We start from the raw sequence: 11,056 nt of genomic DNA, 5'->3' as shown, positions 1-11,056 counted from the left end.
CAACTGGGAGGATCCGGTGGCGACCATCGAGGAGATGCGCGAGTTGCGGCGCCATTGCTCGATCCCGTTCTCGACCCACAACATCGACATTGCGCGCGCCATGGAAACCAAAGTGCCGGACGCGTTCGTCGGCAACCCGACGACGCATGGCGGCATCGGCCGGCTGTTGCGCTTCGTCGGCGCCTGCGAGCATGCCGGGATCGATTTCTGGTGCTACAGCGGCGACAGCGGCATCGGCAGCGCCGCCTATCTGCATCTGTGCGCGGCACTCGGCTGGATCAGGGAGCCGAACCAGTCGCTGTTTCGCATGCTGCCGATGGATGTCACCGAGGAAGGACCGTTTTCGCCGAAAAACAATGTCGTGCGCGTTCCGGAAGGTCCCGGTCTCGGCGTCACCTTGTCGCGCGAAAACCTCGCTGCCTGTCACAGAGACTTTACCGAGAAAGGACCGTGCAACAAGTATCATGACCCGGCAAAGCCCGGAACCTATCGCCGTTTGCCGCTGAACTAGATGACGGCTAGCGGCCAAGACCGACGGCCAGACACGAGAAGCCAACCGCCGCGATTTCGGTCGGGAAGGTTGGACAAAGACGGTGGAAGCCGTGCAACCAACAACCCCGAGCGTCCACGCCACGACTGGATGGACCGGACAAAACCGCATGCTAAAGTTCCGGTAGACAGGCCTCCGGTGCCGGGAAAATGGAGCAATCCACGAAAATTTCGTCAACCATAAGAAATAGGGGAAAGGGTAAAAACCCATGAGCAAGAACCACAGCATTCTCGACCTTATCCGGCGCAATCGCACGCCGCTTGAAAATCACCTGATCGACGGCCTCGTCGACGGCCGTGTCAGCCGCCGCGACTTCGTCCGTCACGGCAGCCTGCTCGGCCTGTCGCTGCCGCTGCTGGGCCGCATCGGCATGGCCGCCGGCCTTGGCGGCATGCCGTCGCTGGCGCGCGCCCAGGGCGCGCCGGGCGCCACCATCCGCGTCGCCAGCAGTGTGCCGGCGGCGACGATCGACCCGGTCAGCATTGCAGACGCCGGCGGCCTGCTGATCATGCAGCAGGTTGCCGAATTCCTTTGCGTCGACGGCCCCGATCTGGTGCTGCAGCCGGCCTTGGCCGAAAGCTGGAAGCCGAACGACAACGGCACGGTGTGGACCTTCAAGCTGCGCAAGGGCGTAAAATTCCACAGCGGCGGCGAGATGAAGGCCGACGACGTCGTGGCCAGCATCGACCGCCTTGCCGACCCGGCCAACTCGTCCAATGCGCTGTCGGTGTTCACCGGCATCCTGCAGAAAGGCGCTTCAAAGAAGGTCGACGACTACACGGTGGAATTCCACCTCGATGCGCCGAACGGCAACTTCCCCTACATGCTGTCGTCCGACAACTACAACGCCGTCATCATCCCGGCGAGCTACAAGGGCGACTACGAAAAGAGCTTCGACGGCACCGGGCCGTTCAGAATTGAGAAATACACGGCAAAGGTCGGCGCGTCCTTCGTCCGCAACGAGGACTATTGGGGGCCGAAGGCCTTGCCCGAGCGCACCGAATTCACCTTCTTCACCGACATGCAGCCGCAGATCCTGGCGCTGCAGGGCGGACAGGTCGACATCATCAACCAGATGCCGGTGCTGGCCGGCGTCGCTCTGCTCAACGATCCGAACATCGACATCATCAGCCTGAAGTCGTCGGCCCATCAGCAACTGCACATGCGCTGCGACGAGGGTCCGTTGAAGGATGCGCGCGTGCGCCGAGCCATTGCGCTCTGCCTCGATCGCGACAAGCTGGCCGCCGGCCTGATGAAGGGACGCTCCGCCCTGGGCAATGACAGCCCGTTCGCCGCCGTCTATCCTTCGACCGATACGAGCGTGCCGCAACGCAAGCAGGATATCGCCCAGGCCAAGCAGCTCATGGAAGCAGCCGGCCTTGGCCAGGGCTTCAAGATAACCCTGACCACCGAACGCTACCTGGAAATCCCCGAATACGCCCAGCTCATCCAGAACTGGGTCAAGGAGATCGGCGTCGAGCTCGACCTCAACATCCTCGACCAGAGCGGCTATTACGGAGACGCGGTGTTCGGCAAGTCGAACTGGCTGGATTCGGTGATGGGCATCACCGACTACGGCCACCGCGGCGTGCCGAACGTCTATCTTGCGGCACCGCTGAAGAGCGAAGGCACCTGGAATGCGGCGCATTTCAAGAACAAGGACTATGACGCGCTGGCGACCAGCTACATCGCAGCACTCGACCTCGAGGCGCAGAAGGCCGACGCCGGCAAGATCCAGAAGCTGTTGCTCGAGGAAACGCCTGTTATTTTCGGCTATTTCTACGACTATCTGACGGCGACGGCGAAGGGCGTGGCCGGCGTACAGCCGACCGCCATGTCGCAGCTGTTCCTCGACAAGGCATCGAAAGCCTGAACTAACTCTTTGTTGGAGCATGACCTTTTCCGAAAACCGGTCCCCACTTTTCGGGATCATGCTCAAAGGGAAAGCCAATCCTCTAACAGCCAGCTCCCGCATGGGGCTGGCTCCACAAGGAGTCTTAGCCATTCTCTCCTTCCTTGCCCGGCGTGTCTCGCTGTCGCTGGTGACGCTGTTCCTGCTCAGCATCATGGTGTTCCTGGGCGGCCAGGTGCTGCCCGGCAACGTCGGGCGCGCCATATTGGGTCCATTCGCCGACCAGCGCGCGGTCGACGCGCTCAATCACACGCTCGGCGTCGATCGCCCGCTGCTGGCACAGTACTGGGGCTGGATCTCCAATTTCGTCCAGGGCGACATGGGCACGTCCTACATCTTCCGCTCGCCGGTCGCGCCTTTCGTCATCGATGCGCTCGGCAATTCGATGAAGCTGGCGGCGGTCGCCTTCGTGCTGGTGGTACCGATCGGCATCCTCGGCGGCGTCGTCGCCGCGCTCAACCTCAACCGCCCGCTCGACCGCATCATCAGCCTCGGCGGTCTGTCGGTGACGGTGCTGCCGGAATTCGTCACCGGCATCATCCTGATCCTGATCTTTGGTGTCTGGCTGCGCTGGCTGCCGATATCGGCCGCATGGCCGCGCGACGCCGGCTTCTTCACGCAGCTCTACTACCTGATCCTGCCGTCGCTGCCGCTGTTCCTGGTGCTATTCGGCTACATCGCCCGCATGGCGCGCTCCGGCATGATCGAAGCGCTCGATTCCGACTACACGCGAACGGCCGTGCTGAAGGGCCTGCCCTGGCGCACGGTGATCTGGCGCCATGTGCTGCGCAATGCGCTGCTGCCGACCATCACCGTTATCGCCACGCAGACCGGCTACCTCATCGGCGGCCTTGTCGTCATCGAAACGCTGTTTCGCTACCAGGGCATCGGCTCGCTGATCTTCACTGCCGCGCGCGGCAAGGATTTCCCGATGCTGGAATCCGGCATCCTCACCATCGGCATCGTCTATGCCGTGGCCACTCTTGTCGCCGACTTCCTCTATTCCGTGCTCAATCCGCGCATCCGGCTGGGGTCAGACCAATGAGCACCATCCAGACCACCTCCTCGACACCCGACGACACGCGCCCGCGCGGCCCGCTGGCCGAGGTCTTCTTCTCGCTGCTGCGCTCGCGAACATTCCTTGTCGGTTTCGCCATCGTGCTGTTCTGGGTTGCCTGCGCGCTGTTCGGCGAGCACTTCGCACCCTACGACCCGCTCGCCGACGACATCATCAACGCGCTGGCGCCGCCTTCTTCCGAACACTGGTTCGGCACCGACCAGATCGGCCGCGACGTCTTCTCGCGCGTCATCGTCGGCTCGCGCGACATCCTGACCGTCGCCCCGCTGGCGACCTTGCTGGCGACAGTGGCCGGCACGGCGCTCGGCCTCGTCACCGGCTATTTTCGCGGCCTCGTCGACGATGTCGTCAGCCGAATCCTGGAAGCCTTCATGGCGATCCCGGTGGTCATCGTTGCGTTGCTGGCGATCGTTGCGCTCGGTACCTCGAAGACGACGGTCATCGTTGTCATCGGCTTAAGCTTCGCGCCGATCATCGCGCGCACCGTGCGCTCCGCGGTGCTGGCCGAGCGTGAACTCGACTATGTCGCTGCCGCGCAGCTAAGGCATGAAAGTGCCCTGCATACGATGTTCGTCGAGATCCTGCCCAACGTCATTCCGCCGATCCTGGTCGAAACCACTGTGCGGCTCGGCTATGCCATCTTCGCCGTCGCCACGCTCTCCTTCATGGGTTTCGGCATCCAGCCGCCCTCTCCCGACTGGGGGCTGTCGATCTCCAACAATTACGGCATGATCGGCGGCGGCTTCTGGTGGACGGTGCTGTTCGATGCGCTCGCCATCGCCTCGCTGGTCATCGGCGTCAATCTGGCCGCCGACGGCGTTCACGGAGCGCTCAATGACTAACTCCGCCAAGGCCGAAAACGCACTCGAAGTCACCGATCTTTCGGTTGCCTACCGCGTCGCCGGCCGCAACCGCGCCGTGCTGCGTAACCTCAGCCTCACCATCGGCCAGGGCGAAGCCTATGGGCTGGTCGGCGAATCCGGCTGCGGCAAATCCACCGTGGCGCTTACGGTGGTGCGCTATCTGCCGAGAAACGGTTCTATCACCGGCGGCACGATATCGCTCGACGGCCAGAACGTGATGAAACTCGACGCCGAGGCGCTCAGGCGGGCGCGGGCCGAAAGCGTCTCCATGGTCTATCAGGACCCGGGCAAGGCGCTGAACCCGTCGATCCGCGTCGGCCGTCAGTTGACCGAGATTTTTGAACTCGGCGGTATTTCGGGACAAGCGGCCACCGACCGGGCGATTGCGATGCTCAATCGCGTGCGCATCTCCGATCCGATGAGCGTGATGCAGCGCTACCCGCACCAGCTTTCCGGCGGCATGCAGCAACGCGTGGCGATCGCCATGGCGCTGGCCAACGATCCCTCGATGCTGATCCTCGACGAGCCGACCACCGGCCTCGATGCGACGGTAGAGGCCGAAGTGCTCGACCTGATCGCACAGCTGCGGCAAGAACTGTCGGCCTCGATCCTGTTTATCAGCCACAACCTCGCCGTCGTCTCCAACATGTGCGACCGCGTCGGCGTGCTCTATGCCGGCATGCTGGTCGAGGAAGGGCCGACGGAGGTCGTCTTCAACGACCCGCGCCATCCCTACACCGTAGCCTTGCTGCGCTGCCTGCCGCGCGGGGGCCAGCGCAAGGACCAGGGCCGCCTCGATACCATTCCCGGCTTCCTTCCCGGCATCGGGGTCGACATCAAGGGCTGCGCCTTCGCCGATCGCTGCGCGCTCGCCGACGACCGCTGCCGCAGCGAATTGCCACCGCTCTACGATCTGGGCGGCCGGCTGTCGCGCTGCTTTCATCACGACAAGGCGCAGGCGCTGCCGCGTGCGACACCGAGCGATGTGGCGCCTGTACCAAGGGCGGCGGCAGCGCCGGTGCTGCGCGTCACCGGGCTGAACAAGACCTATGCCAGCCATGGCCATGCACTGCGCGCCGTGAAGGACGTGTCCCTCGACCTGCGGCCTGGCGAAACGCTCGGGCTGGTCGGCGAATCCGGCAGCGGCAAAACGACCTTCGCCAGGCTGCTGCTCGGCCTTGTGCCGCCGGACGCAGGCGGCACGATCGAGCTGGAAGGCAAGGCGCTGGCGCCCAGGCTGGAGAACCGCAGCGACGACCAGATCAAGGCGATGCAGATCGTCTTCCAGAACCCGGACTCCGCACTCAACCGATCGCATTCGATCCGGCATCTGATCGGACGCGCGCTAAAGCGGCTGGCGGGCCTCTCCGGCAAGGCGCTGGAGGCTCGTCTCAACGACCTTGTCCGCTCGGTGCGGCTTACGGACCGGCATCTGGCTGTAAAACCGCGCCAACTGTCCGGCGGCCTGAAGCAGCGCGTCGCCATCGCCCGCGCCTTCGCCGGCGTCCCGCGCATCGTCGTCTGCGACGAGCCGACCTCGGCGCTCGACGTCTCGGTGCAGGCGGCCATCCTCAATCTGCTCGCCGACCTGCAGTCGAAGGAAGACGTCAGCTACATCTTCATCTCGCATGATCTGGCCGTGGTGCGTTACCTCTCCGACAAGATCGCCGTGCTCTATCTCGGCCGCATCATGGAGCTCGGACCGTCGGAGCAAGTCTTTTCCGGGCCGCATCATCCCTACACAGAAGCGCTGCTGTCGGCCGTGCCCAAACTCGACCAGACCGAGACGGCGCGCATTCGTCTCGACGGCGAAATCCCGAGCGCCACCAATCCGCCGTCGGGCTGCGTGTTCCACACGCGCTGCCCGCGCAAGATCGGTCCGATCTGCGAACAGCAGGAGCCGCCGCTGAGCGAGGCCCAGCCCGGCCATTCGATCCGCTGCCACATTCCATATGCCGAACTGGCCAGGCTGCAGAGAGCGGCCGTGACCGAGCCGGCATAGCGAGCGTCACCATCACCCGCGTGGCTTGGCCGGTCAGATCTGGCCGGCCATGCTGAGAGCACGGTCGCCTTCCGAAAAGCCCTGCCCTTCGGCCCAGTCTCTGGCCAGCGTGCGCAGGCCTGTGAGCGCGACATCCAGAACATCCGACGAGGCGGGGTTCGAGGGATAGGCGAGGTAGATCGGCCGCTGGAACACCGGCGTATTGTCGATGCGCCGCATCTCGCCGCGCTCGATATGACCGCTGACGGCGCTGAGCGGCAGATAGGCGGCGGCCTGCTGTGACAGCACGTGCTGCAGCCCGATGAAGACCAGTCCGGCCGATATGGCGGGCTTGACCATGCCGGCAAAGGCGCGGTCGTGCTCGATGCGGAACTCCAGCCCCCAATCCATCAGAATGTAGTTTTCGGTCCACGGCCTGGTCTGCGCGGCATGCTGGACAAGCACGACCTGATCGACCGCCAGCGTTTCGTAGACGATGCCGGGATGCGGTCGCGGCAGGTAGAGGATGCAGATGTCGAGCAGGCCTTCCGCCAGCTGGTCGATCGCCGAGTCCGGGAAGCTGCCCTCCAGCCGCAGCGCCACGTTCGGCCGCCTGGCGCGCATCCACTCGACCCATGGCGAGGTGATGCGGTCCCACAGATAGGCAGGCGCGGTCAGCCGCAGCAAGGTCTCGTAGCCATCGGGAACGGCGATGTCCTGCCGCGATTGCTCCCAGGTGCGGGTGATGGAAGAGGCATGTGGCAGGAACTGCCGGCCGGCCGGCGTCAGCGTGACGCCATCGCGGTCGCGCACGAAAAGCCGGCGGCCCAACTGCTCCTCCAGCCCCCTGATCCGTGCGCTGACGGTGGACTGCGCGAGGTTGAGCCGGCTGGCTGCGACGGTGAAGCTGCCATGGGTGGCGACTTCGAGAAAGCTGCGCAGATTTTCAGTGTCCATGCCCACCTCTGCATCGAAAATTTCGATGACCCCTATCAAAAAATATCGCTTTCCGGCGGCAGTCAACAATGAACTAGATGGCCGAACCCCAAGACACGCGAGGAATCCAGCCATGCCCAAGCATTTCCGGATGATCGACAACGCTCGCAGAACGCTCACTGCAATCGAAAATTCCGCTGTCGACGAATTGCTGGCCGGCAGGATGGACCGCCGCGACTTCCTGCGCCATGGCAGCGTGCTTGGTCTCTCACTGCCGTTCCTGGGCAGCCTTGTCGCGGCCGCCGGCCTCGGCACGCAGCAAGCACGCGCGGAGGGCAAGCCGGGCGGCACGGTGCGCGCCGGCGTGGCGACGCCGGGCGGCGCCATCGATCCCGTCACCTATTATGACAGCGGCAGCTACCAGCTGGTTTTCCAGACCGCCGAATTTCTCTGCATCACGCAGCCGGACCTCACCTTGAAGCCGGTGCTGGCGGAGAGCTGGGCGCCGAACGAGGACGGCAGCGTCTGGACGTTCAAGCTGCGCAAGGGCGTGAAATTCCACAATGGCGAGGATTTCAAGGCCGACGACGTCGTCGCGACCTTCGACCGGCTGGCCGACCCCAAAGGCGCTTCTAATGCACTTTCCGTGTTCAAGGGGCTGCTGTCGAAAGGCGGCACCCGGAAGGTCGACGACCACACCGTCGCCTTCCATCTCGATGCGCCGAATGGCAGCTTTCCCTATTCGGTGTCGATCGACAATTACAACGCCGTCATCCTGCCGGCGAGCTACAAGGGCGACTACGAAAAGACGTTCGAAGGAACCGGGCCATTCCGGCTGGAGACCTACACGCCAAAGGTCGGCGCGACCTTCATCCGCAATACCGACTATTGGGGCGAGAAGGCGCTGCCTGACCGGCTCGAATTCAAATTCTACGGCGACGTGCAACCGCGCATCCTGGCGCTGCAGGCCGGCGAGGTCGACATCCTCGACGCCGTTCCGCTCGATGTAAGCCAGGTGGTGCTGAACAGTCCTGATATCACGGTGCTGCGTGTCGCTTCGACCGCGCACCGGCAGCTTCACATGCGCTGCGACACCGGCCCCTTCACCGACAAGCGCGTGCGCCAGGCGCTGGCGCTGTGCATCGACCGCTCCAAGCTGGTCGACGGGCTGTGCCGCGGCATGGCGGCGACCGGCAATGACAGCCCCTTCGCACCCGCTTTCCCCGCAACCGACAAGACGGTGCCGCAGCGCGTCCAGGATATCGCCAAGGCCAAGCAGTTGCTGGAGGCGGCGGGCCTTGCCAGTGGTTTCGACATCACGCTAACGACGCTGCGCTATTCCGACATTCCCCGCTACGCGCAATTGTTCCAGAATTTCGCCAAGGGAATCGGTGCCCGCATCTCGCTCAACATCGAAGACCAGGACAAATATTACGGCAAGGCGGTGTTCGGCCAGTCGGACTGGCTGGACAGCCCACTTGGCATCACCGACTACGCCCATCGCAGCGTGCCGAACGTCTTCCTGAAGAGCCCGCTGGTCAGCGACGGTCCGTGGAATGCGGCGCATTTCAAGAGCCCGGCCTATGACGGCATGGTCACCAGCTATCTCAAGGCGCTTGATGTCGGCGCGCAACGCGCTGCCGCCTCCGACATCCAGAAACTGCTGCTCGACGAGACGCCTGTCATCTTCAGCTATTTTCCCGATCTGCTGGTGCCGGTGCGCAAGAATGTCAGCGGCTTGCCGCCGATCGCCGCCGGCCTGCTGCTCGATCGCGTGTCCCTGAGCTGATCGTGCCTCAACGCCCGATGACAAAAGAAACTAAACGGGAGACTACCATTCGCAAGCCTCATCTGCGCGGCCGCGGGCCGCATTTTCCGCTGCTCGACAGCATCGTGCAGTACGACTTCGAGCCGGGCTACATAGCCTTCACCATGCCGACGCAGAAGCGCCTGCGTGTGCAGGTGGGGTCAATGACCGTGGCCGATACGACCAACGCCTTGGTGTTCTACGAATCCGATCATCTGCCGGTCTACTATTTTCCGATCGGCGACGTTCGCGAGGAGTTCCTGCTGCCGAGCAAGACCACGACAGAGGACCCATTCAAGGGCACAGCCACCCACTATTCGCTCAACACCGGCATCACGCTGGTCGAGGACGCGGCCTGGCGCTATCTCGATCCGGTCAAGGGCTGTCCGCCGATATCGGACTACATGTCGTTCACCTGGAGCAAGATGGGGCACTGGTTCGAGGAGGACGAGGAGATCTTTGTCCACGCCCGCGATCCCTTCCGCCGCGTCGACTGCCTGCCGTCGTCGCGGCGCGTGCAGGTCATCCTCGATGGTGAGCAGGTCGCCGATTCACGCCGCGGCGTGTTCCTGTTCGAGACCGGCCATCCAGTGCGCCACTATCTGCCAATCGCCGACACGCGGCTCGATATGTTCGCGCCCAGCCGCTACATCTCGCGCTGTCCTTACAAGGGCATCTCCAACTATTATCACGTGACGACCAAGGCCAAGCGTCACGAGAACCTCGTCTGGTATTATCCTGAGCCGGTGCACGAGGCGGAGCGCATCAAGGGGCTGGTCTGTTTCCACCACGAGCTGGTCGACAAGATCCTGGTCGATGGCGTCGAAATCCCGAAGGAAGCCACGGCCGCGTCGAGCGGTTATTTCTAGGCATCGACGCCGCTTGCGCGCGGGCGCTTGATCGAAGCACGGGTCAGCGCATACCCTCCCTGGGACAGGGAGGACACTCGATGGATCTTTTCAAGCTGGATGGCGATGTCGCGCTGGTCACCGGCGCCGGCAGCGGCATCGGCCAGGCCATCGCGATCGGGCTGGCCGAGGCAGGCGCCGACATCGCCTGTTTTGGTCATGCGTCGAAAGGCGGGCTGGATGAAACGGCGCACCGGATCACGGCACTCGGCCGCAAGGCGCTGGTGCTGAACGGTACAGTGACATCGCAGAGCGATCTGGCGGCGGCGATCGATCGAGTCGAGAGCGAACTCGGTGCGCTGACCGTTGCGGTCAACAATGCCGGCATTGCCGGCTCCGAACCCGCCGAGACGATGCCGCTGGAGACGTGGCAGAAGGTGCACGAGGTCAATGTCGCCGGCGTGTTCCTGTCCTGTCAGGCCGAAGCGCGCAAGATGCTGGTGCGAGGCAAGGGCTCGATCATCAACATCGCCTCGATGTCGGGCACCATCGTCAACCGGGGCCTGACGCAGGCGCACTACAATTCTTCGAAGGCCGCCGTCATCCACATGTCCAGGAGTCTCGCTATGGAGTGGGCCGATCGCGGCCTGCGCGTCAATGTCGTCAGCCCGGGCTACACACTGACGCCGATGAACAAGCGGCCTGAGGTGGCCGAAGAGGTGAAGATCTTCAAGCGCGACACGCCGATGGGGCGGATGGCGGCGCCGGAGGAAATGGTCGGACCGACGGTGTTCCTGGCCAGCCGCGCAGCGAGCTTCGTCACCGGCCTCGACCTGATTGTCGATGGCGGCTACGTCTGCTGGTAGAGGTTCAACTTCGCCTGCAGTCTGAATTTATACGCCTCGCGCGGTGTTAGTCGTTGCGCGACATGAACCTTGATATATATAATTTCATCCCATGAAACTGGCTTGGCGAGATGGCGCTTGCCGGGTCGACAGCCGAGAACATGAGACCTTGATGGCTCGCACCTTGCAAGGCGCCGCAAGACTGGCAATCGATCCGCAGATGACCGCCCCCGCAG

9 protein-coding genes are annotated in these 11,056 nt (G+C 63.6%); 8 read left to right on the top strand and 1 reads right to left on the bottom strand.

Features of this window, described 5'->3' with window-relative positions; genetic code table 11:
* The 5 genes from ENZ74_RS09340 to ENZ74_RS09320 form a co-directional block, all read left to right on the top strand.
* Positions 1-511, top strand: a 511-nt coding sequence (locus ENZ74_RS09340) for a mandelate racemase/muconate lactonizing enzyme family protein (RefSeq protein ID WP_164760978.1), incomplete at its 5' end; no start/stop codon positions are given.
* Positions 512-758: 247 nt separating this feature from the next.
* Positions 759-2,423 (top strand): ABC transporter substrate-binding protein, encoded by a 1,665-nt coding sequence (locus ENZ74_RS09335; RefSeq protein ID WP_013532880.1) that lies wholly within the window; start codon positions 759-761, stop codon positions 2,421-2,423.
* 100 nt (positions 2,424-2,523) lie between these two features.
* Positions 2,524-3,507 (top strand): ABC transporter permease, encoded by a 984-nt coding sequence (locus tag ENZ74_RS09330; protein WP_181172681.1) that lies wholly within the window; start codon positions 2,524-2,526, stop codon positions 3,505-3,507.
* On the top strand, positions 3,504-4,382 hold the full coding sequence (locus ENZ74_RS09325; protein WP_027163828.1) for an ABC transporter permease: 879 nt from the start codon (positions 3,504-3,506) through the stop codon (positions 4,380-4,382). Before ENZ74_RS09330 ends, ENZ74_RS09325 begins: the two co-directional genes overlap by 4 nt.
* Positions 4,375-6,405, top strand: a complete 2,031-nt coding sequence (locus ENZ74_RS09320) for an ABC transporter ATP-binding protein (protein WP_063167627.1) — start codon at positions 4,375-4,377, stop codon at positions 6,403-6,405. Before ENZ74_RS09325 ends, ENZ74_RS09320 begins: the two co-directional genes overlap by 8 nt.
* Before the next feature lie 33 nt (positions 6,406-6,438).
* On the opposite strand, the gene ENZ74_RS09315 is transcribed toward ENZ74_RS09320, so the two are convergent.
* Positions 6,439-7,341 carry a LysR family transcriptional regulator gene (locus ENZ74_RS09315; protein ID WP_063170184.1) on the bottom strand — a complete coding sequence of 301 codons (903 nt, stop codon included), beginning with the start codon at positions 7,339-7,341 and terminating at the stop codon, positions 6,439-6,441.
* A gap of 112 nt (positions 7,342-7,453) precedes the next feature.
* Between ENZ74_RS09315 and ENZ74_RS09310 the strand changes: the two genes are divergently transcribed.
* The 3 genes from ENZ74_RS09310 to ENZ74_RS09300 all read left to right on the top strand — a co-directional run bounded on the left by ENZ74_RS09310 (position 7,454) and on the right by ENZ74_RS09300 (position 10,841).
* Positions 7,454-9,109 (top strand): ABC transporter substrate-binding protein, encoded by a 1,656-nt coding sequence (locus ENZ74_RS09310; RefSeq protein ID WP_063167626.1) that lies wholly within the window; start codon positions 7,454-7,456, stop codon positions 9,107-9,109.
* Complete coding sequence (locus ENZ74_RS09305; RefSeq protein WP_164745786.1) at positions 9,106-9,996, top strand: DUF427 domain-containing protein; 891 nt, start codon at positions 9,106-9,108, stop codon at positions 9,994-9,996. Before ENZ74_RS09310 ends, ENZ74_RS09305 begins: the two co-directional genes overlap by 4 nt.
* A gap of 80 nt (positions 9,997-10,076) precedes the next feature.
* Positions 10,077-10,841 carry an SDR family oxidoreductase gene (locus ENZ74_RS09300; RefSeq protein ID WP_013532887.1) on the top strand — a complete coding sequence of 255 codons (765 nt, stop codon included), beginning with the start codon at positions 10,077-10,079 and terminating at the stop codon, positions 10,839-10,841.
* Positions 10,842-11,056 lie beyond the last annotated feature (215 nt).

Origin of the sequence: Mesorhizobium sp. M7A.F.Ca.CA.002.15.2.1, from assembly GCF_003998715.1 — a bacterium.
GTDB classification, from domain to species: Bacteria; Pseudomonadota; Alphaproteobacteria; order Rhizobiales; family Rhizobiaceae; genus Mesorhizobium; species Mesorhizobium ciceri.
The sequence above is the reverse complement of the archived record's forward strand: the minus strand, read 5'-3'. Positions and strand labels throughout refer to the sequence as shown.

What these genes read in the sequence shown, in the direction of transcription:
- ENZ74_RS09315 (WP_063170184.1), bottom strand. Translation starts at nt 7,341, where the DNA reads ATGGACACTGAAAATCTGCGCAGCTTTCTCGAAGTCGCCACCCATGGC.
- ENZ74_RS09325 (WP_027163828.1), top strand. Translation starts at nt 3,504, where the DNA reads ATGAGCACCATCCAGACCACCTCCTCGACACCCGACGACACGCGCCCG.
- ENZ74_RS09330 (WP_181172681.1), top strand. Translation starts at nt 2,524, where the DNA reads ATGGGGCTGGCTCCACAAGGAGTCTTAGCCATTCTCTCCTTCCTTGCC.
- ENZ74_RS09320 (WP_063167627.1), top strand. Translation starts at nt 4,375, where the DNA reads ATGACTAACTCCGCCAAGGCCGAAAACGCACTCGAAGTCACCGATCTT.
- ENZ74_RS09310 (WP_063167626.1), top strand. Translation starts at nt 7,454, where the DNA reads ATGCCCAAGCATTTCCGGATGATCGACAACGCTCGCAGAACGCTCACT.
- ENZ74_RS09335 (WP_013532880.1), top strand. Translation starts at nt 759, where the DNA reads ATGAGCAAGAACCACAGCATTCTCGACCTTATCCGGCGCAATCGCACG.
- ENZ74_RS09300 (WP_013532887.1), top strand. Translation starts at nt 10,077, where the DNA reads ATGGATCTTTTCAAGCTGGATGGCGATGTCGCGCTGGTCACCGGCGCC.